This window comes from Mesorhizobium sp. 113-3-3 (assembly GCF_016756495.1).
Lineage (GTDB): Bacteria > Pseudomonadota > Alphaproteobacteria > Rhizobiales > Rhizobiaceae > Mesorhizobium.
This window is the reverse complement of record NZ_AP023243.1, coordinates 1,190,852-1,216,129: the sequence shown is the minus strand read 5'-3', so window position 1 is coordinate 1,216,129 and position 25,278 is coordinate 1,190,852. Positions and strand designations below refer to the sequence as shown.

The 25,278-nt window shown below is 65.2% G+C and carries 25 protein-coding genes; 10 read left to right on the top strand and 15 right to left on the bottom strand.

Going from position 1 to position 25,278, the window contains the following annotated elements; all coding sequences use genetic code 11:
• Positions 1-4: 4 nt before the first annotated feature.
• Together exbB and JG746_RS05770 are read right to left on the bottom strand one after the other, a co-directional pair.
• On the bottom strand, positions 5-931 hold the full coding sequence (gene exbB, locus JG746_RS05775; RefSeq protein WP_202357293.1) for a tonB-system energizer ExbB: 927 nt from the start codon (positions 929-931) through the stop codon (positions 5-7).
• A gap of 62 nt (positions 932-993) precedes the next feature.
• Positions 994-1,785: an ATP-binding cassette domain-containing protein gene (locus JG746_RS05770; protein ID WP_202357292.1), complete on the bottom strand. Its 792-nt coding sequence runs from the start codon at positions 1,783-1,785 to the stop codon at positions 994-996.
• A gap of 263 nt (positions 1,786-2,048) precedes the next feature.
• Here JG746_RS05770 and JG746_RS05765 point away from each other — a divergent pair, with 263 nt between their 5' ends.
• On the top strand, positions 2,049-2,735 hold the full coding sequence (locus JG746_RS05765) for a cysteine hydrolase family protein (protein ID WP_202357291.1): 687 nt from the start codon (positions 2,049-2,051) through the stop codon (positions 2,733-2,735).
• Between the two features lie 7 nt (positions 2,736-2,742).
• Here the strand turns inward: JG746_RS05765 and JG746_RS05760 are convergent, their stop codons facing one another.
• Together JG746_RS05760 and JG746_RS05755 are read right to left on the bottom strand one after the other, a co-directional pair.
• The gene (locus tag JG746_RS05760) at positions 2,743-3,678 is read right to left on the bottom strand and encodes an LLM class flavin-dependent oxidoreductase (RefSeq protein WP_202357290.1); all 936 of its coding nucleotides are present in this window, start codon (positions 3,676-3,678) and stop codon (positions 2,743-2,745) included.
• A gap of 133 nt (positions 3,679-3,811) precedes the next feature.
• Positions 3,812-3,967 carry a hypothetical protein gene (locus JG746_RS05755; RefSeq protein ID WP_202357289.1) on the bottom strand — a complete coding sequence of 52 codons (156 nt, stop codon included), beginning with the start codon at positions 3,965-3,967 and terminating at the stop codon, positions 3,812-3,814.
• A 91-nt stretch (positions 3,968-4,058) separates the two neighbouring features.
• Here JG746_RS05755 and JG746_RS05750 point away from each other — a divergent pair, with 91 nt between their 5' ends.
• Together JG746_RS05750 and JG746_RS05745 are read left to right on the top strand one after the other, a co-directional pair.
• The gene (locus tag JG746_RS05750; RefSeq protein WP_202357288.1) at positions 4,059-4,211 is read left to right on the top strand and encodes a hypothetical protein; all 153 of its coding nucleotides are present in this window, start codon (positions 4,059-4,061) and stop codon (positions 4,209-4,211) included.
• Between the two features lie 47 nt (positions 4,212-4,258).
• Positions 4,259-5,026, top strand: coding sequence for an SDR family NAD(P)-dependent oxidoreductase (locus JG746_RS05745; protein WP_202357287.1), 768 nt, complete (start codon positions 4,259-4,261; stop codon positions 5,024-5,026).
• A 232-nt stretch (positions 5,027-5,258) separates the two neighbouring features.
• On the opposite strand, the gene JG746_RS05740 is transcribed toward JG746_RS05745, so the two are convergent.
• The 7 genes from JG746_RS05740 to JG746_RS05710 form a co-directional block, all read right to left on the bottom strand.
• Positions 5,259-6,203 carry an ABC transporter permease gene (locus JG746_RS05740; protein WP_202357286.1) on the bottom strand — a complete coding sequence of 315 codons (945 nt, stop codon included), beginning with the start codon at positions 6,201-6,203 and terminating at the stop codon, positions 5,259-5,261.
• On the bottom strand, positions 6,200-7,255 hold the full coding sequence (locus JG746_RS05735) for an ABC transporter permease (RefSeq protein WP_202357285.1): 1,056 nt from the start codon (positions 7,253-7,255) through the stop codon (positions 6,200-6,202). Before JG746_RS05735 ends, JG746_RS05740 begins: the two co-directional genes overlap by 4 nt.
• A gap of 306 nt (positions 7,256-7,561) precedes the next feature.
• Positions 7,562-9,052, bottom strand: coding sequence for an ABC transporter ATP-binding protein (locus JG746_RS05730; RefSeq protein ID WP_202359268.1), 1,491 nt, complete (start codon positions 9,050-9,052; stop codon positions 7,562-7,564).
• Positions 9,053-9,262: 210 nt separating this feature from the next.
• On the bottom strand, positions 9,263-10,294 hold the full coding sequence (locus tag JG746_RS05725; protein WP_202357284.1) for a BMP family protein: 1,032 nt from the start codon (positions 10,292-10,294) through the stop codon (positions 9,263-9,265).
• Positions 10,295-10,446: 152 nt separating this feature from the next.
• Positions 10,447-11,652 carry a 3-oxoadipyl-CoA thiolase gene (gene pcaF, locus JG746_RS05720; RefSeq protein ID WP_202359267.1) on the bottom strand — a complete coding sequence of 402 codons (1,206 nt, stop codon included), beginning with the start codon at positions 11,650-11,652 and terminating at the stop codon, positions 10,447-10,449.
• 1 nt (position 11,653) lies between these two features.
• The gene (locus JG746_RS05715) at positions 11,654-12,448 is read right to left on the bottom strand and encodes a CoA-transferase subunit beta (RefSeq protein WP_202357283.1); all 795 of its coding nucleotides are present in this window, start codon (positions 12,446-12,448) and stop codon (positions 11,654-11,656) included.
• Positions 12,445-13,302 carry a CoA transferase subunit A gene (locus JG746_RS05710; RefSeq protein WP_202357282.1) on the bottom strand — a complete coding sequence of 286 codons (858 nt, stop codon included), beginning with the start codon at positions 13,300-13,302 and terminating at the stop codon, positions 12,445-12,447. Before JG746_RS05710 ends, JG746_RS05715 begins: the two co-directional genes overlap by 4 nt.
• Before the next feature lie 120 nt (positions 13,303-13,422).
• Between JG746_RS05710 and JG746_RS05705 the strand changes: the two genes are divergently transcribed.
• The gene (locus JG746_RS05705; RefSeq protein WP_202357281.1) at positions 13,423-14,193 is read left to right on the top strand and encodes an IclR family transcriptional regulator; all 771 of its coding nucleotides are present in this window, start codon (positions 13,423-13,425) and stop codon (positions 14,191-14,193) included.
• Positions 14,194-14,421: 228 nt separating this feature from the next.
• On the opposite strand, the gene JG746_RS05700 is transcribed toward JG746_RS05705, so the two are convergent.
• The 4 genes from JG746_RS05700 to JG746_RS05685 are packed head-to-tail and all read right to left on the bottom strand — an operon-like array spanning position 14,422 to position 19,331.
• Positions 14,422-15,720, bottom strand: coding sequence for an NAD(P)/FAD-dependent oxidoreductase (locus tag JG746_RS05700; protein ID WP_202357280.1), 1,299 nt, complete (start codon positions 15,718-15,720; stop codon positions 14,422-14,424).
• 2 nt (positions 15,721-15,722) lie between these two features.
• The gene (locus tag JG746_RS05695; RefSeq protein WP_202357279.1) at positions 15,723-17,093 is read right to left on the bottom strand and encodes a glutamine synthetase family protein; all 1,371 of its coding nucleotides are present in this window, start codon (positions 17,091-17,093) and stop codon (positions 15,723-15,725) included.
• Between the two features lie 5 nt (positions 17,094-17,098).
• Complete coding sequence (locus tag JG746_RS05690) at positions 17,099-18,382, bottom strand: glycosyltransferase (RefSeq protein ID WP_202357278.1); 1,284 nt, start codon at positions 18,380-18,382, stop codon at positions 17,099-17,101.
• Between the two features lie 10 nt (positions 18,383-18,392).
• Entirely contained in the window at positions 18,393-19,331 is a 939-nt protein-coding gene (locus tag JG746_RS05685) for a GntR family transcriptional regulator (protein WP_202357277.1), read from the bottom strand.
• A 253-nt stretch (positions 19,332-19,584) separates the two neighbouring features.
• On the opposite strand from JG746_RS05685, the gene JG746_RS05680 reads away from it, so the two are divergent.
• The 6 genes from JG746_RS05680 to JG746_RS05655 all read left to right on the top strand — a co-directional run bounded on the left by JG746_RS05680 (position 19,585) and on the right by JG746_RS05655 (position 25,266).
• A complete protein-coding gene (locus JG746_RS05680) occupies positions 19,585-20,649 on the top strand; it encodes a polyamine ABC transporter substrate-binding protein (RefSeq protein ID WP_202357276.1) in 1,065 nt (354 codons plus the stop codon).
• 282 nt (positions 20,650-20,931) lie between these two features.
• A complete protein-coding gene (locus JG746_RS05675; RefSeq protein WP_202359266.1) occupies positions 20,932-21,774 on the top strand; it encodes an ABC transporter permease in 843 nt (280 codons plus the stop codon).
• Entirely contained in the window at positions 21,767-22,561 is a 795-nt protein-coding gene (locus JG746_RS05670; RefSeq protein WP_202357275.1) for an ABC transporter permease, read from the top strand. Before JG746_RS05675 ends, JG746_RS05670 begins: the two co-directional genes overlap by 8 nt.
• A complete protein-coding gene (locus JG746_RS05665) occupies positions 22,558-23,631 on the top strand; it encodes an ABC transporter ATP-binding protein (protein ID WP_202357274.1) in 1,074 nt (357 codons plus the stop codon). The genes JG746_RS05670 and JG746_RS05665 overlap by 4 nt, the downstream gene beginning before the upstream one ends.
• A 13-nt stretch (positions 23,632-23,644) precedes the next feature.
• The gene (locus JG746_RS05660) at positions 23,645-24,919 is read left to right on the top strand and encodes a glycosyltransferase (protein WP_202357273.1); all 1,275 of its coding nucleotides are present in this window, start codon (positions 23,645-23,647) and stop codon (positions 24,917-24,919) included.
• On the top strand, positions 24,916-25,266 hold the full coding sequence (locus JG746_RS05655) for a cupin domain-containing protein (protein WP_202357272.1): 351 nt from the start codon (positions 24,916-24,918) through the stop codon (positions 25,264-25,266). Before JG746_RS05660 ends, JG746_RS05655 begins: the two co-directional genes overlap by 4 nt.
• Positions 25,267-25,278 lie beyond the last annotated feature (12 nt).

Genomic DNA, 25,278 nt, shown 5'->3' with positions numbered 1-25,278 from the left:
GTCGCTACTCCGCCGCCAGCGCCGTCGCCGGCGCGACCGTGCGGAAGTCCAGGTCGCGGCTGACCAGCCTCTCCACGCCCGCCGAGGCGTCCGCGAGGATCTGCCGGTAGCCGGCTATCGAGCGGGCGAAGACGTTGTAGATGACGACGGCCGGTATCGCCGCGACGAGACCCATCGCCGTGGCCAGCAGCGCTTCGGCGATGCCTGGCGCGACCACGGCGAGATTGGTGGTCTGCGCCTGCGAAATGCCGATGAAGGCATTCATGATGCCCCAGACGGTGCCGAACAGGCCGACGAAAGGCGCGGTCGAGCCGATCGTCGCCAGCACGCCGGTGCCGCGCGACATGCGCCGCGACGCCGCCGCCTCGATACGCGACAGGCGCGAGGCGACCCTCTCCTTCAGCCCGTCGCCGCCGGCATGATCGAGCGCGCCGGCTGAGAGCGCGGTCTCTTCTTCCGCCGCCCGCACCAGCAGCGCGCCCGGACCGCCGCTGCGGTCGAGCGTGCGGCTGGCCTGCTTCAAGGTTGGGGCATCGCCGATCGCGCGGACGGCATGGCGGATGCGCAGCTTACCGCCGAAAATCTCCAGCGATTTGGCCAGCCATATCGTCCAGGTGACGAGCGAGGCAAAGGCCAGTCCGATCATCACGGCCTTCACGATGATGTCGGCCGCCATGAACATGCCCCATGGCGACAGATCGTGCGGCAGGTTCGGTTCCATCGCCCCCGCTGGCGCTGCCGCGGCCGGTGCTGGTGGGGTGGGCGTTGGTATTGCAGGCGCCGCTACGATGGGCGCCGGCGCGGCTGGAACAGAGGGCGCCGCCACAGCCGGCGCGGCAGGGGCGCCGGCCGGTTGCTCCTGCGCTGTAGCGTTGCCGCCTGCCAGGATCACCGAAGCGACCAACGCCGCCAACAAACTGGTTCTAGACAACAGCTTCTTCCTTGTTCTCACAGCGGCAGCCGCTTCCTATTCTGCCACCGCATCAAATCGCATCACTGCACGTAGCCGACGGGCTGGCCGGTGACCGGGTGCGCGAACACGCCCATCTCGACGCCGAAAATGCCTTTGAGCACGTCGCCGCGCATGATTTCGCCTGGCGTGCCGCGCGTCAGCAGCTTGCCGTCCTTCAACGCGATCAGCTCGTCGCAATAGCGCGCCGCCATGTTGGGATCGTGCAGCACCACGACGACGCAGAGATCGCGTTTGCGGCTGAGCTCCTTGACCAGCCCCAGCACCTCCACTTGATGGGCTATGTCGAGCGCCGAGATCGGCTCGTCGAGCAGCATGACGCCGGCATTCTGCGCCACCAGCATGGCGAGCCAGGCGCGCTGGCGCTCGCCGCCGGATAGTTCATCGACCAGGCGGTCGGCGAAGCCTCCCATGTCGGTCAGCACCAGCGCCTCCTCGACATGGCGCCTGTCCTGAACGCTGAAGCGGCCGAGCGCGCCATGCCAGGGATACCGGCCGAGCGTCGCCAGTTCGCGCACCGTAAGGCCCGTCGCCGCCGGCGTCGTCTGCGGCAGATAGGCAAGCGCACGGGCGAGCTCACGGGCGCCCCATTGCGGCAATGGCCGCTTGGCGAAGGTGATGGCGCCCGAGCTTGCCGGCTGCTGTCGGGCCAGAAGCTTGATCAGCGTCGACTTGCCCGAACCGTTATGGCCGATCAGCCCATAGACGCGCCCGCGCTGCAATTCGAGCGAGACCGGACCGAGCAGCGTCCGCTCGCCGACGGCAAACCGCACCGCGTCGATCTGAAAGGCAGTCTCAACTCCAGCCACGGTCATGGCCTTCTCCAATGCGGCCGCCGATTTCCTATTTCTGGCCTCGGCGGTCCGATGTCCGGGTTGATTATGAAACATGACCTTACTAGTCAACATTGAAGATGACCGCAACAGTCAACAATTGGTGTGACGGCCGATGGCGTTGGCCAGCAGCTGCACGATGCCCGCAAACATCTGCTCCTTCGCATCAGAGCCGCGGCCTGAGTGGACGACTTGGCCTTCGCCAGTCAGGATGCTTCTCACGACCGGTAAGGAGACACCTTCGGATGATCAAGGCAACGCCGTTCGACTATCCCTATGATGGCAGGCTGGTGGCCGAAAACACGGCACTTGTCGTCATCGACCTGCAGCAGGATTTCCTGTCGACCACGGGCTATTTCGCCAGGAAGGGTTACGACCCCTCTCCGCTGCGGGCGATCCTGCCCACGGTGAACCTGCTTATCTCAGCCGCGCGTAAAGCCGGCGTCATGGTCATCCACACCAGGCAAGGCTATCGCGCCGACATGGCCGACATGACGCCCTATGAGAAATGGCGCCGCAAGCGCTCCGGGCTCGACGGAACCGACGTCCTGCTGCGCTCGGGCGCGGGCTTCCAGATCGTTCCGGAGGTCGATGTCGCGCCGCAGGACATCATCGTCGACAAGACCTGCAACAGCGCCTTCACCTATACGGATTTCGAGCTTGTGCTGCGCGCGCAAGGCATCACGCATCTGATGTTTTCCGGGTGCACGACCGACGTCTGCGTCCACACCACGCTGCGCGAGGCCTGCGACCGCAACTTTCAGTGCCTGACAATCCCGGACGCCTGCGCCAGCGGCGACCAGAGAGCACACGAGGCGGCCCTGCACATGGTGACGGTCGAGGACGGCGTCTTCGGCGTCCTGGCCGATTCAGCCGCCGTCATCGACGGCCTGTCGCGGCTTGGCGACAGGCCTCACGCAAAAGAGGATTGAAGGGCCTTCAGCCCGCTGCCCGCGTCTCCAGCCCGGTGCGAGGCGAATAGGCTCCCGGCTGGAACGCATCCTGTTCGCGCCGTGCCAGCGAGTTGCGCAACAGCGCGATCGTTTCGCGGCCGACCGTCGCGATCTCGCGCGGCGTGTCGACGCCGACGAACATGAATTCATCGATCCCGAGCCCGGCATAGGCAAGCAGCGACAAAGCGACCTGGGCCGGCGGCCCGGACAGGTCGACCGCCTTGTGGCCGGTGGCGGAAGCGCCCTGGTGGATCCTGACCGGAAGCGCGAAGCGCAGCTTGCCGGCCCGGCCATGTTCGGCCGCGGCGCCACGCACCCGCTCCATCAGCTGCCTGATATCATCGATCGAGCCCGGCGCCAGTTCGAAGACATCGGCATGCCGGCCGGCCACTTTCAGCGCCGTTCCGGACTGACCGCCCATGCGGAGGGTCAGGTCCGCGCCGTGCGGGCCTTTGCGCGGCACATAGCCGCCCTTGATGCTGTAGAAAGCGCCTTCATGGTCGAAGGGCCGCTCGTTCGACCATAGCCGCTTCAAAAGCACGAGATATTCATCCATGCGCTGCCAGATGACGCTGTGCCCCACCGGCCGTGACTCGGCATCGTCATCATTCAACGGCTCGCTGATCATCCTGAGCGCCAACCGTCCGCCGCTTTTTCGGTCGATCGATGCCAATTGGCGCGCCGCCACGGTCGGCTCGACGACACCCGCCCAATGCGTCAGCACGACCTCGAGCGAGGCGGTGCGGTCGAGCACCTGAGCGGCAAGATCCATATTGGTCAGCAGCCCGGCCGAATCGTCGACGACGATCTTCTGGAAGCCGCCGTCCTCGATCAGCCCGAGCTTGGTCGCCGTCTCGGCAAAGTCATAGAAAAAGGGTACGGCGGCGGTCTTGCCGGGGATATGGGTGAATTCGATCGGCATTGTCATCTCCTCCATCGCTGGAATCATGGATGCGCTGAAATGCGAACCACGGCCGCGCGCAAACGCGCCGGGATGCGGTTCATTCAACTCCGATTGCCTGAAGACGGGGAACTAGCCCTGTCGATCTTGTGCCTTAGGGAATGAGGCCCAGAACGACGGCCCCGGTGAACACGAACGCAAGGGCAAAGACGAGATAGGCGAAAGCTCCGGCAAAGGCCGGGCGAAAGGTCTGGGCATTGGCCAGCCTCTGGCCGTTGCTGTCAGTCTGAGCGTTCTGGATATAGGACATATCGACCTCCGTCTCGCCGGTTAATCTATAAAACTTGTAGACTTTGTCGATTGCTATTTTTGAGCGATAGGCAGAATAATTTTCTCATTTCATGGCTCAAGTTGGTTATGAATTGCTGGGATCGCTTGTCTGCGCGATCGATCGGCGCGGCATGAGCGTCGCTCCAGACGCCGGTGAATGGACCTATGTCCTTGTTCCCGCTGCACCCATTTCGTCCATTGGCCGCGTGGTGCGGGCGCTGTAGCATCGCCCGACAAGCAAACGCGAACTGGGATGAACAGGGGAACAAAAATGGGCGAAAGACTGGCCGGCAAGGTCGCCATCATCTCGGGCGGCGCGACGGGAATGGGCGGGGCTGCCTCGGAACTCTTCGCGGCCGAAGGCGCAAAGGTCGCGATCATCGACCGCAATGGCGAGGCGGCCGCCGCAACGGCCGCAGCGATCCGCGCGCGCGGCCATGTCGCCGAGCATTTTGTCGCCGACGTCTCCGACGAGGCGCAGGTCGAAGCAGCGGTGAAGGGCGCGACCGAAAAACTCGGCCCGGTCACGGTGCTGTTCAACCATGCCGGCACCATCGTGATAAAGCCGTTCCTGGAGACGACCGTGCAGGAGTGGGATTGGCTGCACGCCGTCAATGTGCGCTCGATGTTCCTGATGACGCGCGCCGTGCTGCCCGGCATGATCGCGGCCGGCGGCGGCTCGATCGTCTGCACCTCGTCGATCTCGGCGGTGGCGGCGACACCGAACGAGGTGCTCTACGACACCACCAAGGGCGCCTGCCACATGTTCGCCCGCGCCATCGCGGTGGAGTTCCGCGACCGCAACATACGCTGCAACGCCGTCTGTCCGGGCTTCATCAGGACGCCCCACGGCCTGCGCGAGGTCGCCGACCTCGGCAAGCTTGGCGTCGACGTTTCCGATGCGGCGCTTGCGGCACAGCAGGGCCGCATCGGCGAGCCGGAAGAGGTGGCAAAGGCAGCGCTGTATCTCGCCAGCGACGAGGCCAGCTTCGTCAACGGCGCCCATCTGTTCGTGGACAATGGTTTTACCGCGATGTGAGGCTTTCCGTTGAGGTTGGCGCTGCCCCTCATCTGCCTGCCGGCATCTTCTCTCCGTGAACGGGGAGAAGATGGCTGGCCGCAACGCCGGCGCCCAATCTGCAACGCTGAAAACTGGCGAAACCGTCGACGGCAGCGACCTTTCTCCCCGTCACTATACGGGGAGAAATGCCCGGCAGGGCAATGAGGGGCAGCGCGAACGCTGAAGGTCTCGCAGGGATGAGCTACAAGCCCTACCGCTCCTCCCGTCGGAACGGCTTCAACAGCGCCGAGGGCGCCACCGCGTTGCGCGACATCACCGCCATGGCAACGATGGTGAAGATGAACGGCAGCATCAGGAACGCTTCGTAGGGGATATGCCCGAGCCCGCTCGCCTGCATGCGCAGCTGCAGCGCATCGACGAAGGCGAACAGCAGTGCGGCACCCGCCGAACGCCATGGATCCCAGCGGCCGAACACCACCAGCGCGATCGCCACCCAGCCGCGCCCCGAGACGACGCCGAAGGTGAAGGCGTTGAACTGCGCCATCGACAGGAAGGCGCCGGCCAGCCCCATCAGCGCGCCGCCGAGGATGACGGCCTGGAAGCGCGTGGCAATGACACTGACGCCGGCGGAGTCCGCCGCGCGCGGGTTTTCGCCGACCATGCGCACCGACAGGCCCCAGGGCGTGCGGTAGAGCACGAAGGCGGCGAGCGGTATGGCCAGGATCGCCATGTAGACCAGCGCGAACTGGTTGAACACCGCCGGCCCCAGCACCGGAATGTCGGACAGGACGGGTATCGGCAGCGTCTGAAAACCCTTGATGCTTGGCGGCACCGACTGCTGGCCGAAGATCAGCCGGTAGAGGAAATAGGCGAGCCCCGACGAGAACAGCGTGACGCCAATGCCGCAGACATGCTGGCTCAAGCCCAGCGCCACCGTGAACAGCGCATGCAGCGCGCCCATCAGCATGCCGGTCAGCACCGCCACCAGCACGCCGAGCCACAGGCTGCCGCTGAGGCTGGTGGCGGTGAAACCGGTCATGGCGCAGAGCAGCATGATGCCTTCGATGCCGAGATTGAGCACGCCGGCCCGCTCGGAGAACATCTCGCCGAGCGTGGCGAAGGCCAGCGGCGTGGCGATGCGGATGATGGCGGCCAGGAAGCCGACCTGGAAGATCTGTTCCAGCACCACGCTCATCGGGCAGCCCCCACACGGCGAATGCGATAGGCGGTGAACAGCAGCGCCACCAGCATGGCAAGCAAAGCGGTGCCCTGGATCACGTCGCTGAGGAACGCCGGCACGCCGGTCGCCCGCGACATCGCCTCCGCGCCGGTCATCACGGCGGCGAGGAAGATCGCCGCCGGCACGACGCCCAGCGGATTGAGCCGCGCCAGCATGGCGACGACGATGCCGGAGTAGCCGTAGCCCGGTGAAATGTCGCTCATCACCTGGAAATGCACGCCACCGACCTCGCCGACACCCGCCAGCCCCGCCAGCGCGCCTGACAACAGCGCGGTCGAGAGCAGCACCCGCTCGACATGGATGCCGCCGTAGCGGGCGGCTTCCGGGTTCTCGCCGGTGACCCTGATGCGGAAACCAAGCGTCGTGCGCGCAATCAGGAACCAGATCAACGGTGCGGCGATCAGCGCCACGACGACGCCGAGATGCAGCCGCGTGCCTTCGATCAGCACCGGGAAATTGGCCGAATCCTCGATCGGCGGCGAGATCGGATAGCCGCTGAAACTGTCCTTCCACGGCCCCTCGATCAGCGCCATCAGCGCATAGTAGATGACCGAGTTGAGCAGCAGCGAACTGACGACATCGTCGACCTTGAATTTGACCCGCAGCGTCGCCGGCACCAGCGCGACCACGGCTCCGGCAGCGGCGCCCGCCACGGCCATAAACAATATGGCGAGCGCTCCCGGCATCGGGATGGCGCCGACAAAGCAGCTCGCCACCGCGCCGGCCAGCAATTGCCCCTCGGCGCCGATATTCCAGAACTTGGCCCGGAAGGCGACGGCGACCGCGAGCCCCGTGAATATCATCGGTGCGGCGCGCACCAGCGTTTCTGTGATGGCGTAGCTGTCGCCGAGCGAAGTTGTGAACATCACGCCGTAGGATTCGAGCACGCCCGCACCGGCCAGCGCGATCAGGCCGCTGCACAGGAGAAGAGTCGCCGCGATCGCCACCAACGGCAGCGCCAGATTGAACCAGGTCGGCGTCGAGGTGCGGACTTCCAGGCGAAACATCAGCTGTGGCCCTCCGCGCTCGGCGCAGCAGTCCAACGGATGATTGCGACGCTGGCGCCGCCCCTCATCCGCCTGCCGGCACCTTCTCCCCGTATAGAGACGGGGAGAAGGGAGCTGCCCGCAACCTCGGCATTTTTCCTGCAACGTCGGTGGTTGGCGAAAGCGATGAGAGCGCCCCTCTCCCCGTCTCTATACGGGGAGAGGATGCCGGCAGGCAGGTGAGGGGCGGCGCCGACATTTAAAGTCAGCCAAAAGCGGGCGAAATCATTTGAGATCTCTGCGAAGAACCGAGGGGGAAAATCCATGCTATGCCCTCCCCTCCGCTCCGGTCATCAGCAGGCCGAGCCGCGCGATGGTCGCATCGGCGCTGTCGAGCGTGCCGACGATGCGGCCCTCATACATCACCGCGATGCGGTCGCAGAGCACCAGCAGCTCTTCCAGATCCTCGCCGATGACGATGATGCCGCAGCCCTTGGCGCGCATGTCGAGGAACTTTTCGTGGATGAAGCGGGCCGCACCGATGTCGAGGCCGCGTGTCGGCTGCGAGACGATCAAGACCTTCGGGTCGAAGGCGAGTTCGCGCGCCAAAAGCGCCTTCTGCAAATTGCCGCCGGACAGCGCCCCGGCGCGGGTCATCGGTCCGGGACACCTGATGTCGTAGGCCTTGATCTGCTCTTCGGCGAAGGCGCGGATGGCGTCGGGTTTGAGCAGGCCCTTGGCTGAAAAGGCTGCGGTGCCGATGCGCGGCAGCACCATGGAATCGGCAAGCGGCAAATTGGTCACCAGACCCGTCGTCATGCGGTCCTCCGGGATGCGGCCGAGGCCGAGCGCCTGCACCTCGCGCGGCGAAAACCGCGTGACCGTCTGGCCGGCGATGGCCATCCGGCCGGCATCGGGCGCACGCACGCCGGAGACCACTTCGGCGAGCGCGCGCTGACCATTGCCCGACACGCCGGCAATGCCGAGGATCTCGCCGGCTCGGACGGCAAGCGAGACGTCGCGCAACATCGTGCCCGCATGCTTCGAGGTCGAAATGCCGTCGAGCGTCAGCACCGCCGCACCCGGCGTCGATGATCCCCTTGCCGGCGGCACGATCTCGTGGCCGCACATCAATTGCGCCATTGCGGCGGATGTCGTGTTGGCCGGATCGTCGACACGCCCGGCGACGCGGCCATGCCGCAGCACCGTGCAGCGATGGGTCAGCGCTCGCACCTCGTTGAGCTTGTGCGAGATGAAGATGATTCCCAGGCCCTGCGCCGCCATCGAGCGCAGCGCCGAGAACAGCCCGTCGACCTCGCTTGGCGCGAGCACCGCCGTCGGCTCATCGAGGATCAGGAGCCTGGCGCCTCGAAACAGCGCCTTGACGATTTCGAGCCGCTGCTGTTCGCCGACCGACAGCGCCGAAACCGGCAGGTCGGGATCGAGCGTCAGCCCGTGCTGGCGGCCGATTTCGGCCAGCCGTGCAAGCCCGCCGGCACGGTCGATCCGCCCGCCCTTGCCGGGAATGCCGATCAAGAGGTTCTCCAGTACGGTCAGCCTTGGGGCCAGATGAAAATGCTGATGCACCATGCCGATGCCGGCGGCCAGCGCATCGGCCGAACTGGTGATCCGCACCGGCTGCCCCTGGATGAGGATTTCGCCGGCGTCCGGCGCGTAGGCGCCGAACAGCACGTTCATCAGCGTCGTCTTGCCGGCGCCGTTCTCGCCCAGCAGGCCGAGGATCTCGCCCGGCGCCACGCTCAGGTCGACAGCCTCGTTCGCCTTGACGGCGCCGAAGCTCTTGGTGATGCCGCGCATTTCGATGAGGGGGGCGGGCGTCGGCAAGGGGGCATTTCCCGTTGAGAGGTGGCGTTGAAGCAGCTCTTCACCCTCCCCCTTGTGGGGAGGGTCGGCTCACGATCGCAGCGAAGCGAAGATCGCGAGACGGGGTGGGGGTGCGGCGCCGAAGCCCCCACCCCGATCCGCTTCGCGCATCGACCCTCCCCACAAGGGGGGAGGGTAAAGAACTCAATCCGAAACCGGCGTGTTCTCGTCCACATCCACCCGGAAATTGCCTTCCAGAATCTCGGCCTTCTTCTTCTCGACCAGATCCTTGACGTCCGCCGGCAGCGTCTTGTCGAACTTGTGGTAGGGGGCGAGATAGGAGCCGCCCTTGGCCATGCGCGAGAAATCGCCGTAGTCCTGTGCGGTGTAGACGCCGGCCTTGACCAGTTTGATCGCCTGTTCGACCGTCGGGTACATGTCCCAGACCGGGCCGGTGATGACCGTGTCGGGGCCGAGGCTCGACTGGTCCGACATGTTGGAGATGGCGAGGATCTTCTTCTCGACCGCCGCCTCGATGACGCCGAAGCGCTCGGCGTAGATGACATCGACACCGGCGTCGATCTGCGCCACCGCGGCTTCCTTGGCCTTGGGCGGATCGAAGAACGAGCCGATGAAGGCGACCTTCTTCTTGACGTTCGGATTGACCTCCTTGGCGCCGGCAAAGAAGGCGTTGACCAGCCGGTTCACTTCCGGAATGCCCATCGCCGCCACGGCGCCGACCGTGCCGGACTTCGACATCTTGCCGGCGATCATGCCGGAGAGATAGGCGGGCTCGTGGATCCAGTTGTCGAAGACACCGAAATTGGGTTCGGCCGGACCGGCACCCGAACCGAACAGCCAGGCCGTCTTCGGGAACTGTTTTGCGGTGCGGCGCGATTCACGCTCGGCGGCGAAGGCATCGCCCAGCACCAGCTGGTAGCCGCCTTGCGCATATTCGCGCATGACGCGGCTGAAGTCGGCGGTCTGCACCTTCTCCGACCATTTGTATTCGATGCCGAGTTCCTTCTCCGCCTTCTGCAGGGCCACATGGATCTGGTTGTCCCACGGCTCCTCGATCGGCGTCGCGAAGATCGCCGCCACTTTCAGCTTCTTGTCCTTGGCGAAGGCCGCATTCGGCAGCATGGCCGCCGCCAGGCCAAGCGCGCCGAGCTCCAGCACATTGCGCCGCGAAAGACCTTCGGGTGTCGACGAAAATTTGTTCTTCCGGTTTTCCATTGCATTCCCCTCTGTTCGACAGCCGTGTCGAGCCGGCCGTTCTAAAAATCAGACGGGGAACTATGGAACGGGTCCAGACTTTTGTCCACATGGTCAAATTTGGCGACGCCCCGAATCTGACCATGTTGTCAGCAAGTCAAGAGGTCGCGCAATCAGGCCCGCTCAAGCGCGATGGCGATGCCCTGGCCGACGCCGATGCACATGGTGGCCAGCGCATAACGGCCGCCGCGTTCGCGAAGCTCCAGCGCCGCCGTGCCGGAGATACGCGCGCCCGACATGCCCAGGGGATGGCCGAGCGCGATGGCACCGCCATTCGGGTTGACGTGCTCGGCATCCTCGGCAATGCCGAGCTGGCGCAGCACGGCGATGCCTTGCGAGGCAAAGGCTTCGTTGAGCTCGATGACATCGAATTGTTGCGGCGTCAGGCCCAGCCGCGCGCACAGTTTCTGCGTCGCCGGCGCCGGCCCGATGCCCATGATGCGCGGCGCAACACCGGCGGCGGCCCCGCCGAGAATGCGGGCGATCGGCGTCAGTCCGTATGTCTTCACCGCCGCTTCCGAGGCAACGATCAGCGCAGCCGCGCCGTCATTGACGCCGGACGCGTTGCCAGCGGTCACCGTGCCGCCCTGGCGGAACGGCGTCGGCAGCTTGGCCAGCGCCTCGACGGTGGTGCCGGCGCGGGGATGCTCGTCCTTCGAGACAACCACCGCGTCGCCCTTGCGCTGCGGGATGGTCACTTCAGTGATTTCCTTGGCCAGCCTTCCATTTGCCTGCGCCGCGACCGCCTTGTCCTGGCTGCGCACGGCAAAGGCGTCCTGGGCCGCGCGGGTGACGGCGAATTCTTCTGCCACGTTCTCGCCGGTCTCGGGCATCGAATCGACGCCATACTGCTTCTTCATCAGCGGATTGACGAAGCGCCAGCCGATGGTGGTGTCGTAAATCTCGGCATTGCGCGAAAACGCCGTGTCGGCCTTGGGCATGACGAAGGGCGCCCGGCTCATCGATTCGACGCCGCCGGCGATCATCAACTCGGCCTCGCCGGCCTTGATGGCTCTAGCTGCGATAGTCAGCGCATCCATGCCCGAGCCGCACAGGCGGTTGACGGTCGAGCCCGGGATTTCCTTCGGCAGGCCGGCCAGCAGCAGCGCCATGCGCGCCACGTTGCGGTTGTCCTCGCCGGCCTGGTTGGCGCAGCCATAGACGACGTCGTCCACCGCCTGCCAGTCGATGCCGGCATTGCGCTCGATCAGCGCCTTCAGCGGGATGGCGCCGAGATCGTCCGCGCGCACCGAAGACAGCGAACCGCCGAAGCGGCCGATCGGCGTGCGGATATAGTCGCAGATATAGGCCTCGGCCATGTCATGCAGCCTTTGCTTTTCCGGTTCCCTCATGCGCCGCCTTGGTGCGGGCCTGCAGGTCGCGCAATGTGTTGAGTTCGAGTTCGCTTGGCGCCGGTGTTTCGTCAAGCGCCTCGGCGAACTTAACCACCCAGCCACAGCTGTCCTGCACCTGCTGGCGGGTGACGCCGGGATGCAGCGACACGACCGTGAATTCCTTGGTCAGCGGATCCGGCTTCCAGATGGCGAGATCGGTGATCAGCAGCGTGGGCCCGGCCGTGTCTATCCCAAGCCGCTTGCGGTGATCGCCGCCCTCGCCATGGCCGAAGGAGGTGAAGAAGTCGATCTTTTCGACCATGCCGCGCTTGGTCTGCGCCATGGTGATGTAGATCTCCTTCGACGAGGTCGCGATCTCCGGCGCGCCGCCGCCACCAGGCAGTCTGGTCTTGGGGTGAAGATAGTCGCCGATGACCGTGGTGTTGATGTTGCCGAACTTGTCGAGCTGTGCCGCGCCGAGGAAGCCGATCGAGATGCGGCCGCCCTGCAGCCAGTAGCGGAACATTTCCGGCACCGCGACCGTGGTGACGGCGGTCTCGCACAATTCGCCATCGCCGATCGACAGCGGCAGCACGTCGGGCGCGGTGCCGATCGTGCCGCTCTCGTAGATCAGCGTGATGTCGGGCGCATGCGTCAGCCGCGCCACGTTGCAGGCGGCGGACGGCGCGCCGATGCCGACGAAGCAGACGTCGTCATTCCGCAGCGCGCGGCTGGCGGCGATCGTCATCATTTCGTTGGGGGTGAAGCCCAGCTCGCTCATGCCGCTTTCCTCAGATGCTCGACGCGGCCGGCGAAATCGTCGGCGCTCTTTTCGATGACGTTCGCCTGCATCCAGGCCTGGAATTTATCGCGGTCGGCGGCGATCTCGTCCCATTCCAGATAGGCGGCGTTGTCGCGTGCATAGTAGCCATGGGCGTAGGACGGGTGCGAACCGCCGGGCACGACCGAGATCGCCGCGATCGTCCAGCGCGGCAGCACGGTGAGATTGGGATGCAGATCGTCGAAATTGTCGACCACTTCCTCCACCGTCACCACGGCGCGCCTGGCCGCCAGCACGGCCTCCTTCTGGATGCCGATGATGCCCTCGACAAGCACATTGCCGTTTTTGTCGGCCTTCTGCGCGTGGATGAAGGTGACATCGGGCCGGATCGAAGGCACGGCCGCCAGCACCTCGCCGGTGAACGGACATTTGACCGACTTGATGTTGGGATTGACCGCCGCAAGGCCTGCGCCGCGATAGCCTCGGAACACCGCGCAGGGCAGTCCGGCCGCGCCCGCCTCATAGGCATTGGCCATACCGGCATGGCTGTGCTCCTCGACCTCGATCGCCCGGGGAAAACCGTTCTCGATGGAATCGCGGGCGCGCCGCAGCAGGCCGACGCCGGGATTGCCGACATAGGAGAAGACGATCTTCTTCGCCATGCCCATGCCGATCATCTGGTCGTAGATCAGGTCCGGCGTCATGCGGATCAGGGTCAGGTCGCGAAACCCCTGGCGGATCGCCTCATGCGCGGCGGCGGTCGGGATCAGATGGGTGAAGCCTTCGAAGGCGACGGAGTCACCATCGTTCAAATTCTCGGCCACGGCCTGTTTGAGCGGCAGGAACTTGACCATCGATCGGGCTCCGGGTTCAGAAAGTTCGCATTGCGAACATTTGTTTTACATGGGATACTTTCTAAGCTATCGTATGGAGCGGAGTCAATCCTGGCGACGATGCCGTCTGGCGGAGGTGAAATGGACGAAGAGGCTGCTTCCCGTGACCATGTCGGCTCGCTGGAGCGCGGCCTTGCCGTGATGGAGATCCTCGCCCGCCACCCCCAGGGCATGACGCTGACCGAGATGGCCGACGAAGCCGGCCTGACCCGTGCCGGCGCCCGCCGCTTCCTGCTGACGCTTGTCGCATCAGGCTATGCCACGCAGGACGGCCGTGTGTTCTCGCTGTCGCCGCGCCTGCTGGCCGTTGCCCGCACCTGGCTCGGTGGCGGCTCGCTGTGGAGCTTCGCCGCGCCGATCATGCGGACCGTCGCGACACAACTGAACGAGGCCTGCTCGGCGGCGATCCTGTCGGGCCAGGATGTCGTCTATGTCGCCCGCATTCCCGGCCGCCGCATCCTCAGCGTGTCGCTCGATGTCGGCACCAGGCTGCCCGCCTACTGCACCTCGATGGGGCGCATGCTGCTCGCCGGCCTAACGGCTGAGGATCTCGACAAATTTCTGGACCAGGCGACCATCGAGAGACGGACGCCGAAGACGATCACCGACATCGGGCTGCTGGCCGGCGCCATCGGCAAGGCGAAGGCCGACGGCTTTGCCATCGTCGACGAAGAGCTGGAACTCGGCCTGCGTTCCATCGCCGTGCCCATCCGCGACCGCGCTGGCAGCACGGTGGCGGCGATCAATGTCTCGACGCAGTCGGCGCGATTTACCGTCGCCGAGATGGAGCGGGAGATCCTGCCGGCGCTGCTTGGGGCAAGGGAGCGGATCGAGGATTTCTTCGTCGTCTAATCAAATCGCCCGAGACTTTCCACGCCAGCGCCGCCCCTCATTGCCCTGCCGGGCATTTCTCCCCGTATAGAGACGGGGAGAAAGTGGCTGGCCTCAACGCCATCACCTCTTCTGCAACGTTGGTGATTGGCGAAAGCAGCGATCGCAGCGCCCCTCTCCCCGTCTCTATACGGGGAGAGGATGCCGGCAGGCAGGTGAGGGGCGGCGCTGCCGTCGAAAATTACCCCCTCAATGCTTGATCCGGTCCCGCATCGCGTACCACAGCATGCCCAGCACATAGAGCGGCCCGCGCAGCGCCGTGCCACCCGGGAACGGCATCGGTGTCAGCGTCGAGAACAGATCCAGTCGCGAGGCATCCCCGGTGATGGCCTCGGCGAGCAGCTTGCCCGACAGCGTCGACAGGATGACGCCCTTGCCGGAATAGCCATGCGCGAAATAGACCTCGCCATAGTGCCCGACATGCGGCAGCCTGGATGTCGTCACCGACACCAGCCCGCCCCAGGCATGATCGATGCGACAGCCCCTGAGCTGCGGGAAAGTGGCTTCCATATGCGGCCGCACGAAGCCGGCAATGTCGGCCGGCGGCGATGGCGTGTAGCGCTCGCCGCCGCCGAACAGCAGCCGGCCGTCCGCCGACATGCGGTAATAGTTGACGACAAAGCGCGTGTCCGACACCGCGACATTGGCCGGGATGACATTGCGCTTGCCTTCCAGCGGCTCGGTGGCGACGATGTAGTTGCCGACCGGCATGATGCGGCTGTTGACGCGCGGTTCCAGCCCATGGAGCAGCGCATCGCCCGCCAGCACGACATGTTTGGCCCGCACCGATCCCTTCGATGTCGAGACCCGGATCGAAGGCTCGCGCTCCAGCTTCACCGCCACCGAATTCTCGTGGATGACGACGCCGGCGGCGACTGCCGCGCGGGCAAGGCCGAGCGTGTAGTTCAGCGGGTGCATGTGGCCGCCGAGCGGCTCATACATCGCGCCGTGATAGGGCGTGTCGACCTTGGCCCGCGCCTCCGCCGCTGAGAGGATCTCGACATCGCGGAATTTCATCGCGCTTTCGAGGCACCTGGCCTCTTCCTCCAAATCCTTGAGGTCGGAGCCGTTGACCGCGCCGACCAGATGGCCGGTGAGCCGCAGATCGCAATCGATGGCATGGCGCTCGATGATGTCGAGCACCAGGCCGCGCGCCTCGAAGGCGAGGTCGAACAGCACCTTCGCCCGCTCCGGCCCGTAGAGCTTGACCAGACCCTTGGCGCCCTTGCGCAGGCCGGGGATCATCTGGCCGCCATTGCGGCCCGAGGCGCCCCAACCGATCTTGCCACCTTCGAGCAGCACCACCTTCAGGCCGCGCTCGGCAGCGTGAAGGGCGGCCGACAGGCCTGTGCAGCCGCCGCCGACCACCACCAGGTCGGCCTCGACATCTCCCACCAGCGCCGGATGGTCCGGCGCCGGATTGGCGGTGGCGACATAGTAGGATTTGCCGATATCGAGACCGGAGTTGAAACCTGTCGAAGATGCCATGATCACACCTTCAGCAGCAGATGGTCGCGTTCCCAGCTCGTCACCACGCTCTGGAACAGGTCGAGCTCGACGCTCTTGACGCGCAGATAGGTCTGGAAGAAGTCCTCGCCCAGCAGTTTGCGCACCGGCTCGCAGGCGGTGAATCGGTCGAGCGCCTCCTCCATGGTTTTCGGCAGCGTGCTCTTGATCTTGTAGGCATTGCCCGTGGCTTCCGCCGAGCGCGCGAGTTTCTGCTCGACGCCGAGATAGCCGGCAAGCAGCGATCCGGCGATCGCCAGATAGGGATTGGAATCGGCGCCCGGCAGCCGGTTCTCCACGCGCCGTGCCGCACGCCCACCGGCCGGCACGCGCAGGCCGCAGGAGCGGTTGTCGTGCGACCATTCGATGTTGGCCGGCGCGCTGTGGTTCGGCCGGATCCGGCGGAACGAGTTCACGTTGGGCGCGAACAGCGGCATGATCTCCGGCACGTATGTCTGCAGGCCGCCGATGAAATGGCCGAACATCTCGGTGTCGGCATCATCGTCGCTGGCAAACAGCGCGTTGCCCGCCTCGTCGATGACCGACATGTGCAGGTGCATCGAGCTGCCCGCTTGCGCGGCGATCGGCTTGGCCATGAAAGTGGCGTGCATGCCGCATTGCTGCGCGGCCTGGCGCGTCAGCCGCTTGAACAAAAGCACCTGGTCGGCCAGCGGCAGCGCGTCGCCATGCAGGAGATTGATCTCCAGCTGTGCCGTCCCCGATTCATGGATCAGCGTATCGAGCGGCAGACCGGCGGCCGCGGCATAATCATAGACGCGGCGGATAACCGGCTCGAATTCTTCCAGTGCCACCATGTCATAGGGATGCTGCACAGTTTCCGCGCGGCCATTGCTGCCGACCGGCGCGGTCAATGGCCTGTCCGGATCGGGGTTGGGCGCGGTGAGGTAGAATTCGACTTCCGGCGCCACCACCGCGCGCCAGCCGCGCTGGCGGTAGAGATCGAGCACGGCGCGCAGCACATGGCGCGGCGAGGCCATCCACGGCCTGCCGTCCATGTGGAAGGCGTCGGCGAAGACATAGGCTTTGCCAGCGCCCGCGCCCGGTGCCAGGCACAGCGTCGAAACGTCAGGCACCATGCGCATGTCCGGGTCGGAATAGGCAAAGCCCTCGTCGATCGAGCCGGAATAGCGGCCGTCGATGCTGACGAGAAAAGCGCTGCTCGGCAGATAGAGCGCGCGGTCTTCCAGCGCCTTGAGGAATTTCGCCGTCGGCAGCGCCTTGCCGCGCAGCACGCCGTTCATGTCGGGCACCAGGCATTCGACCTCGTTGATGCCGTGCTGGGCCAGCCAGGCCTTGGGGTCGTTGGTCGCGGTATTCGTGTTCTTATCAAGCATGTCGTTCAAGTCCGTATCAGAGAGAGTATGGCTTGCGCGGCCACGTCCGTTCCTGGTTTCAGCGCCATCTCAGCTGCATTATCCCTGAGGCGGGCGCGCATGGCGTCGTCGGCCAGCAGGCCGAGAATGGCTCTCTCCAATACTCCTTCGGTCCAGCCGTCACGGCCGATATGGCCGCCGGTGCCGGTCTCTTCGGCGCGGCGCGCATTGTCGTGACCGTCCCAGCAATAGGGCATGATCAGCGACGGCACGCCGAAGCGCAGCGCTTCGCAAAAACTGTTGTTGCCGCCATGGTGGATGAACAGGTCCGACTTCGCCACCACCGAAGGCTGCGGAAACCAGGCGTCGAGATAGACATTGTCCGGCACCTTGCGATAGGCGTCGCGCAGGCCGCCGACATTGACGATGAAACGCGCCGGCAGCCTGTCGAAGACGGCAAGCATGCGCTCGATCAGCCCGACATCCATGGCGCCGAGGCTGCCGAAGGCGACATAGACCAGCGGTCCCTTGTTGCGCGGAAACACCGGCACCTCGAACGGCCCTTCCGAACGCACGCAGCCTTCGAGATAGACGAAGCGCTGCGGATCGAGCGGCTCGGCGCGCTCGCGCCGCACGATCGCCGGCGTCAGCAGCAGATTGAGGTCTGGCGAGCTTTCCAGGAACAGGCCCTTGGGCAATGGCGCCAGGCCGGCATCCACTCGAAATCGGTTGAAGCGGTCATGCGCCGGCGCCGAGGCCAAGAGATAGCGCGCCTCGAACGCCGCGCGTTGCGGATCGTCGGCAGCCATCCCTGAAAGGTAGGGCGGTACTTCGGCGTCCGGCAGTTCCGTCTCGGCGCAGGAGACGACGCGCACCCAGGGACAGCCGGCGGCGGCGATCGCCGGGAACATGATGACATTGTCGAGCACCACCGCGTCCGGCTTCAGCCGCGCCAGCAATTGCCGCAGCGGCGCCTCGGCATTGACCGCCGTGTCGACGATCGCCTGCCAGGTCGGCGCGACATAGGTTTCGAGCTGGTCGATCGGGCTCAGCCGGAAATGCGGCAGGTGCCGGCGCACGAAGGCCTGCCAGTAGCTCTGGCGCTCGCTGTCGCTGAGCGGCTCGTCGGTCGGCAGCTGGTATTCCTGGAAGCCGTAGTCGGCAAAGACGCCGGAGAAGCCGGCATGGCAGATGAAGACGGGCCGGGCGCCCCTGGCACGCAAGGCCTGCGCGATGCCGACGCAATTCAACGCGGCGCCGAAGCTGGCTTCGGGAAACAGCGCGATGGTCGGGCTGGCTTTGCGCGTCAATTAATCCTCTTCATTCCGGCCGGCTGATCATGCCGAACAGGGCGGGCGCCCCGCGGCTGGCCGCTTGCGGTCGCTGGTTGCGGGAGAGCCGCAGGTGGATGCGAAGCAGATCGGCAGCCACCTCATACTGCCGGCTTTCGAGATGGTCGAGTATGTTCAGATGTTCCAGCAAGGATTGCCGCAGCCGGAAGACGTTGACGCCGGCATAGATGCCCGGCAGCCGGCGCAGCCTGAGATGATCGGCCAGCGCGTCGGCGATGAAGCGGTTGGCTGAGCCCTCGGCGATCATGCCGTGGAAATCCATGTCCAGCCGCTGGAACTCTCGCGTGTCGAAGGCAGCATCCGGCAGCGCCGACAAAGCGTCCATGCCTTGACGCAACGCGGCCGCCCGCGCGCCGTCCAGCCGGAAGCCTGGCGTCAGGATCGCCGCCGGCTCCAGCAGCAAGCGGAACTCGTAGCTTTCGCCTTGCGCCTCGGGATCGTCGGGCGTGCGGCGGAAAAGCCAGGACTGGCCGGGCGCGCGGTCCAGTAGATTCTCGTCGGTCAGTTTATTAAGCGCTTTTAGTACCGTCTTTCGCTCGGCACTGTACCGCCTCATCAGCCCGGCCGCGGTAACCGTCTGATCCAATCGCCGCGCCGAGCGGTCGCGCAGGATCGCCTCGGCCAGTTCGTCCTCCTCCGCGCTGGGAAGCTCGGCCGATATGGCCGGCTGCGCGGCGAGGTCGACGGCCAGATGATAGCCGGTATCGGCCTCCCAGCGCACGACGCCCCGTTCGGCGAGCAGACTGAGTGCGGCCCGCACCGGCGTGCGCGAGACATTGCACAAAGAGGCGATCTGCTGTTCGGGCAGGCGCGCGCCGGGCTCGAAGCCGCGCTGGCGCGCCACATCCAGGATGCGCTGCGCCAGGTCGAGATGGTTGGTGCGAGGTCGTCGGGCTGCGGCTTGCATATGTGGTCTCGGTGGACGGACGTAGGTCGATATGCTTTGGCCGATCGGCCTCGCGGACGCAATCGGCCAGATTCCTCGGTCGCCCAGATTCCTGGGTCGCTCGACAAATTATGGATTGACGTACTTTTTTCTGCAATAGTACTGTCTGCGCAATCGGCGATAAAAAGACCGAGGGAACAGGATCGAAGGCAGCGGCAAGGGTCGCGCCCGATCCAGCACAGAATTCGACGATCAACCGGAATGGGAGTCTGCCATGACCGCTACCAGCCCGCGGCGCCGTGCGCTCAAGGTCTCTTCAATCGCTCTCGGCCTTGCCCTGGCGCTGTCGGCGCCGGCAATCGCCGCCGACCTCGTCATCTCCAACTGGGACGGCTACATGGCGCCCGACGCCATGGCCGCCTTCAAGACCGCCACCGGCGTCTCCGGCGAAGTGGTGGTGCACGCCACCAATGAGGAGATCATGGGCAAGCTGATTGCTGCCGGCGGCAAGGGCTACGACGTGGTCTTCGTCTCTTCGCCCTTCGCCGAAGTGCTGAACAAGCTCGGCCTGACCGAGCCGATGGACCACGCCAAGATCCCCAACCTCGCCAACCTCTATCCGGAAGCGACCAAGCTGCCGCACGATGTCGGCAACGCTTTCTCCGTGCCCTACACCTGGGGCACGACCGGCCTCTGCTACCGCTCGGACCTGGTCAAGACGGCGCCGACGAGCTGGAGCGACCTGCTCGCGCCTTCCGATGCGCTGAAGGGCAAGACCACCATGCTGGCGACCGATCGCTGGCTGCTGGCCGCCGGCCAGCTCGACAAGGGCTTTTCCGTCAACGAGACCGATCCGGCCAAGATGGCCGAGGTCAAGGACCTGCTGATTTCGGCCAAGAAGACCCTGCTCGCCTATGACGACACCACCTTCTATTCCAAGCTGGTGTCCGGCGAAGCGCTGATGGTGCAGGCCTGGGACGGCTGGTGCAATTACGGCATCGCCGAGAAGCCGGAGATCAAATACGTCATCCCGAAGGAAGGCTCGGACCTCTGGGTCGACACGATGGTGGTGATGAAGGCATCCGAGCACAAGGACGACGCGTTCAAGTTCATCAACTTCATGCTCGACGCCAAGAACCACGCCTGGGCGGCGCAGAACATCGACTACAAGGTGCCGAACAAGCCGGCTATGGAAAGCCTGCCGGCGGATTTCCTGGCCAAATTCCCCAACATGGCGATGCCGGTGGCCGATCTCGTCAAGTTCGAGCAGCTGCGTGACGTCGGCGAAGCCCAGCGCGACTATTCCAAGATCGTCAGCGAGATCAAGGCCGCGCAGTAGGCGGCGTTCCAGCAGCATCTTGGAATTGAGCTTGCGTTCCTTGTCCCAACACCCCTTCATCCGGCCGCTCCGCGGCCACCTTCTCCCCGTGGGGGAGAAGAGGAAGGCGCTGGCGTCAGCAACGACCTCTCCCCTCCGGGAGAGGTCGGATTGCCCCGAATTGCTCTTCGCAATTCGGTTGGCAATCCGGGTGAGGGGGCGACTGCCGAGACACCATTTCGACGCCGTTGAGATGATCGGCAAGGGTGCCGCTTGACGCGCCCATCCCGCTCCTCCCTGCTGATGGCCCCGGCGCTGGTCTGGCTGACCGCGCTGATGGTGGTGCCGTGCGCGCTGGTGCTGGCGCTCGCCTTCTTCCGGCGCGGCATCTATGGCGGCATCGACTACACTTTCACGCTGGAGAATTTCGGGCTGGTCTTCGACCCGCTCTACGCCGGCATTTTCCTCAAATCCGCGCGCATCGCCGGCACCGCCACGCTGATCGCGGTGGTGATCGGCTATACCGCCGCCTACGCCATCGCAGCCGCACCGCGCCGCTGGCAGCCCGTGTTCCTGTTCTTCGCCGTGCTGCCGTTCTGGTCCAACTATCTGATCCGCACCTATGCCTGGATCGTGCTGCTCAACCGCGAGGGCCTGATCACCCAACTCCTCCGCTGGTTCGGCTATACCGGCGAACCGCCATCGATGCTCTACACCGAAGGCGCGGTCATCGCCGGCCTGGTCTACAACTATCTGCCCTTCGTCATCCTCGCCTGCTACGCGCCGCTGTCGCGGCTCAACCCGGAACTCGCCGAAGCCTCGCGCGATCTCGGCGCCTCGGCCGCCACCACCTTCCGCCGTGTCATCCTGCCGCTGACCGTGCCCGGCATCGCCGCCGGCGCGGTCTTCGTCTTCGTGCTGTCGATCGGCAATTTCGTCACCCCGGCGCTGCTCGGCGGCGGCCGTTTCCAGATGATCGGCAATCTCGTCTACGACCAGTTCCTGACCGCCAATGACTGGCCGTTCGGCGCCGCGCTCGCCATGGCGCTGATCGCCATCATGCTGCTGGTGCTGATGGCGCAAGCGATGGCCGCCAATCGCGCCTCGGGGCAGGCAGCGCAGGCTGCGGGAGACACAGATGGCTGAGCGCTCTCCGGCGACGCGGCGCACGCTCTGGCTTGTGCTCACCCTCGTCTTCGCCTTCCTCTACATCCCGATCGCCGTGCTGGTGGCACTCTCCTTCAACGAAGGCGGATTGCCGACGGCGTGGTCGGGCTTTTCGCTGAAATGGTACGCCGCGCTGGCCCACAATTCCGCGATCCTGTCCGCCGCGCTCAACACGCTGATCGTGGCGCTGGTCTCCACGGCCATCGCCACCTTGCTCGGCACGCTGCTGGCGATCGGCGTCGAGATGCGCCGGCAATATGGCAGAGGGTTGGAAGCGCTGATCTTCGCGCCGATGATCATTCCCGACATCGTGTTGGCAATCGCATTGCTGTCGTTCTTCTCCATGCTCAACCTGACCATGGGCCTGCACACCATCATCCTCGCCCATGTCGTCTTCAACCTCGCTTTCGTCTGCTCGGTGGTGCGTGCCCGGCTGAAGAGCTTCGACTGGTCGATCGTCGAGGCCTCCGCCGATCTCGGCGCCTCCGCGCTCACCACGTTCCGGCGCGTGACCTTGCCGGTCATCCTGCCGGCGGTGATCGCCGGTGCGCTGCTCGCCTTCACGCTGTCGGTCGACGAGTTCATCATTGCCTTCTTCACCGCGGGCGCTGGCCGCGCCTCGACCACGCTGCCGATGCAGATCTACGCCATGATCCGCTTCGGCATCACGCCGGAGATCAACGCGCTGGCGACCATCGTCATGGCGGTCTCCATCACCGCGCTGACCCTGTCGCAGCGGCTCAACCGGGGAATGATCGGCCAATGAGCGAACCGCGCACGCTCCTGGCCATCGACCATGTGTCGAAGAATTTCGGCCGGGTCACCGCCGTCGACGGCATCTCGCTCGACATCAGGGAAAACGAATTCTTCGCCCTGCTCGGCCCCTCGGGCTGCGGCAAGACCACGCTCTTGCGCATGCTGGCCGGTTTCGAGACGCCGAGCGACGGCCGCATCCTGCTCGACGACAAGGACATCGCCAGGACCCCGCCCAACAAGCGGCCGGTGAACCTGATGTTCCAGTCCTACGCGCTGTTCCCGCATATGAGCGTGCGCGCCAATGTCTCCTACGGCCTGGAGATGGAACGTCTGCCGGCTAAGGAAATCCGCTCCCGCGTCGACGCCATCCTGGCGACCACAGAACTCGTCCCTTTCGCAGACCGCAAGCCGGAGCAATTGTCGGGCGGACAGAAGCAGCGCGTCGCCTTGGCCCGTGCCCTGGTCAAACGGCCCCGGCTGCTGCTGCTCGACGAACCGCTCGGCGCCCTCGACAAGAAGCTGCGCGGCGCCATGCAGCTTGAGCTGAAGCGCCTGCAGCATGAAGTCGGCATCACCTTCGTCATCGTCACCCACGACCAGGAGGAATCGCTGGTCATGGCTGACCGCATGGCGGTGCTCAAGGACGGCAGGCTGCTGCAATGCGACACGCCGCACGCGATCTATGAACATCCCGCCGACCGCTTCGTCGCAGACTTCATCGGCGTGATGAATTTCGTGCCCGGCAAGGCCGCCGCTGACGGCGTGGTCGCGGCAAACGGCGCGCGCATCACCGGCAAGGTTCCCGCCATACTTTCCCCAGGTGCATCCGCGGTTGCCTCGGTGCGGCCCGAACGTATCCGGCTGTTTCCCGAGGCTGAGACCGCCAACCGCACGACCGGCACGGTCGAGGCGCTGGCCTATCATGGCCTCGACCTGCAGCTGCATGTCCGCACTGCCCTGTCGCCCAAACCGTTCCTGGTGCGTGTCACCGCCGATGCCGCCGACCGCAGGCCGGTTTCGTCAGGCGACCAGGTCGAACTCGGCTGGGATCCCGCCGATGTCAGAATTTTCGCAGAATGAGAGGAGCAGCCTGATGGCGCAGAAGACGATCGCGTTTTTCCCGGAAGCAGCCTACGGCCCGGCGCTCAACTCCGTCGGCATCGCGCAAGCCGTCGAGGCGCGCGGCCACAAGGCCGTGTTCCTGTCCGATCCCGGCTTCGTCGAGGTTTATAGAGGCTACGGCTTCGAGGCGCATCCGGTGAACCTCTCCGAACCGATGCCGCCCGAGCAGATGGCGAAATTCTGGGAGGATTTCATCAACGGCCACATCCCGAATTTCCGCAAGTCGCCCTACGACCAGGTCGACAATTACGTGAAGGATTGCTGGACCGCGATCGTCGACAGCGCCAAATGGGCGCAGAAGGACCTGCCGGGCGTGCTGGCCGCCATCAAGCCCGACGTGATCTGCGTCGACAATGTCATCCTGTTTCCGGCCATCAAGCAGTTCGGCAAGCCATGGGTGCGCGTCATCTCCTGCTCGGAAAACGAGATCGAGGACGAGGACATCCCGCCGCATCTCTCCGGCTGCGGCGAGAACGACCATGCCGGGCACCAGCGCTACCGCGACCATTTCAACGCGGTGATCAAGCCGATCCATGACGACTTCAACGCCTTCCTGAAGGCCAACAACGAGGCGCCCTACCCGGTCGGCCAGTTCTTCGAGGCGTCGCCCTATCTCAATCTGCTGCTCTACCCTGAAGCGGCAAAGTTCAAGCGCCGCCATCCGCTCGCCCCCCGACAATTCCAGTATCTCGAAGGCTGCGTGCGGCAGGAGAAGCCTTTTGCGGTACCCACCTTCACTGAGAATAATGACGGCCCGCTGCTCTACGTCTCCTTCGGCAGCCTCGGCGCCGGCGATGTCGAGCTGTTGAAGCGCATCATCGCCACTCTGGGCAAGACGCGCTACCGCGCGCTGGTCAATGTCGGCGGCTACAAGGACCAGTATACGGACGCGCCCGGCAACGTCATCGTCGAGAGCTGGTTCCCGCAGCCTTCGGTCATCCCGCAGGTCGATGCCGTCATCCACCATGGCGGCAACAACTCGTTCACCGAGTGCCTGTATTTCGGCAAGCCCGCCATCATCATGCCCTATGTCTGGGACGGCCACGACAACGCCACCCGCGTCGAGGAAACCGGCCATGGCTTTGGCATGCCGCGCTATGACTGGAGCGATGCCGAGCTGGTCGCCAAGATCGAGACCTGCCTGACCGATCCCCAGATGAAGGCGAAGCTGGCGAAGACATCGGCGCAGATGCACGCGCAGAACGGGCCTGAGAAGGCAGCGGGTTTGCTGGAGGCGCTGCTGTGACCTCCTCCGCCCCGCACCTCCACCACGCATCCACCCGCACCGATCTCGTCGACTGGGGCGCCCAGCCCGACGCATTGGAAGGCGCCTCGCATTCCACCGGCAGGCTGGTGCATAAGGGGCCGAACAACCAGCCGGAATCCGGCATCTGGGTGTGCACGCCGGGCCGCTGGCGGCTCTCGATCCCGCGCGATGAATTGTGCCATTTCGTCGCCGGCCGCGCGACCTACCGCTCGGATGTCGGCGAAGTGATAGAAGTGTCGGCCGGGACCGTGGTCATGTTCCCTGCCGGCTGGACGGGTGAATGCGCGGTGCACGAGACCATGCGCAACGTCTACATGCTGGCTTGAAAGCAACGGAGC

What these genes read in the sequence shown, in the direction of transcription:
- JG746_RS05725 (WP_202357284.1), bottom strand. Translation starts at nt 10,294, where the DNA reads ATGGAAAACCGGAAGAACAAATTTTCGTCGACACCCGAAGGTCTTTCG.
- JG746_RS05760 (WP_202357290.1), bottom strand. Translation starts at nt 3,678, where the DNA reads ATGCCGATCGAATTCACCCATATCCCCGGCAAGACCGCCGCCGTACCC.
- JG746_RS05735 (WP_202357285.1), bottom strand. Translation starts at nt 7,255, where the DNA reads ATGTTTCGCCTGGAAGTCCGCACCTCGACGCCGACCTGGTTCAATCTG.
- JG746_RS05670 (WP_202357275.1), top strand. Translation starts at nt 21,767, where the DNA reads ATGGCTGAGCGCTCTCCGGCGACGCGGCGCACGCTCTGGCTTGTGCTC.
- JG746_RS05675 (WP_202359266.1), top strand. Translation starts at nt 20,932, where the DNA reads ATGGCCCCGGCGCTGGTCTGGCTGACCGCGCTGATGGTGGTGCCGTGC.
- JG746_RS05770 (WP_202357292.1), bottom strand. Translation starts at nt 1,785, where the DNA reads ATGACCGTGGCTGGAGTTGAGACTGCCTTTCAGATCGACGCGGTGCGG.
- JG746_RS05705 (WP_202357281.1), top strand. Translation starts at nt 13,423, where the DNA reads ATGGACGAAGAGGCTGCTTCCCGTGACCATGTCGGCTCGCTGGAGCGC.
- JG746_RS05750 (WP_202357288.1), top strand. Translation starts at nt 4,059, where the DNA reads ATGGCTCAAGTTGGTTATGAATTGCTGGGATCGCTTGTCTGCGCGATC.
- JG746_RS05740 (WP_202357286.1), bottom strand. Translation starts at nt 6,203, where the DNA reads ATGAGCGTGGTGCTGGAACAGATCTTCCAGGTCGGCTTCCTGGCCGCC.
- JG746_RS05680 (WP_202357276.1), top strand. Translation starts at nt 19,585, where the DNA reads ATGACCGCTACCAGCCCGCGGCGCCGTGCGCTCAAGGTCTCTTCAATC.
- JG746_RS05730 (WP_202359268.1), bottom strand. Translation starts at nt 9,052, where the DNA reads ATGCGCGGCATCACCAAGAGCTTCGGCGCCGTCAAGGCGAACGAGGCT.
- JG746_RS05715 (WP_202357283.1), bottom strand. Translation starts at nt 12,448, where the DNA reads ATGAGCGAGCTGGGCTTCACCCCCAACGAAATGATGACGATCGCCGCC.
- JG746_RS05765 (WP_202357291.1), top strand. Translation starts at nt 2,049, where the DNA reads ATGATCAAGGCAACGCCGTTCGACTATCCCTATGATGGCAGGCTGGTG.
- JG746_RS05695 (WP_202357279.1), bottom strand. Translation starts at nt 17,093, where the DNA reads ATGCTTGATAAGAACACGAATACCGCGACCAACGACCCCAAGGCCTGG.
- JG746_RS05745 (WP_202357287.1), top strand. Translation starts at nt 4,259, where the DNA reads ATGGGCGAAAGACTGGCCGGCAAGGTCGCCATCATCTCGGGCGGCGCG.
- JG746_RS05700 (WP_202357280.1), bottom strand. Translation starts at nt 15,720, where the DNA reads ATGGCATCTTCGACAGGTTTCAACTCCGGTCTCGATATCGGCAAATCC.
- JG746_RS05755 (WP_202357289.1), bottom strand. Translation starts at nt 3,967, where the DNA reads ATGTCCTATATCCAGAACGCTCAGACTGACAGCAACGGCCAGAGGCTG.
- pcaF (WP_202359267.1), bottom strand. Translation starts at nt 11,652, where the DNA reads ATGGCCGAGGCCTATATCTGCGACTATATCCGCACGCCGATCGGCCGC.
- JG746_RS05685 (WP_202357277.1), bottom strand. Translation starts at nt 19,331, where the DNA reads ATGCAAGCCGCAGCCCGACGACCTCGCACCAACCATCTCGACCTGGCG.
- JG746_RS05665 (WP_202357274.1), top strand. Translation starts at nt 22,558, where the DNA reads ATGAGCGAACCGCGCACGCTCCTGGCCATCGACCATGTGTCGAAGAAT.
- JG746_RS05710 (WP_202357282.1), bottom strand. Translation starts at nt 13,302, where the DNA reads ATGGTCAAGTTCCTGCCGCTCAAACAGGCCGTGGCCGAGAATTTGAAC.
- JG746_RS05660 (WP_202357273.1), top strand. Translation starts at nt 23,645, where the DNA reads ATGGCGCAGAAGACGATCGCGTTTTTCCCGGAAGCAGCCTACGGCCCG.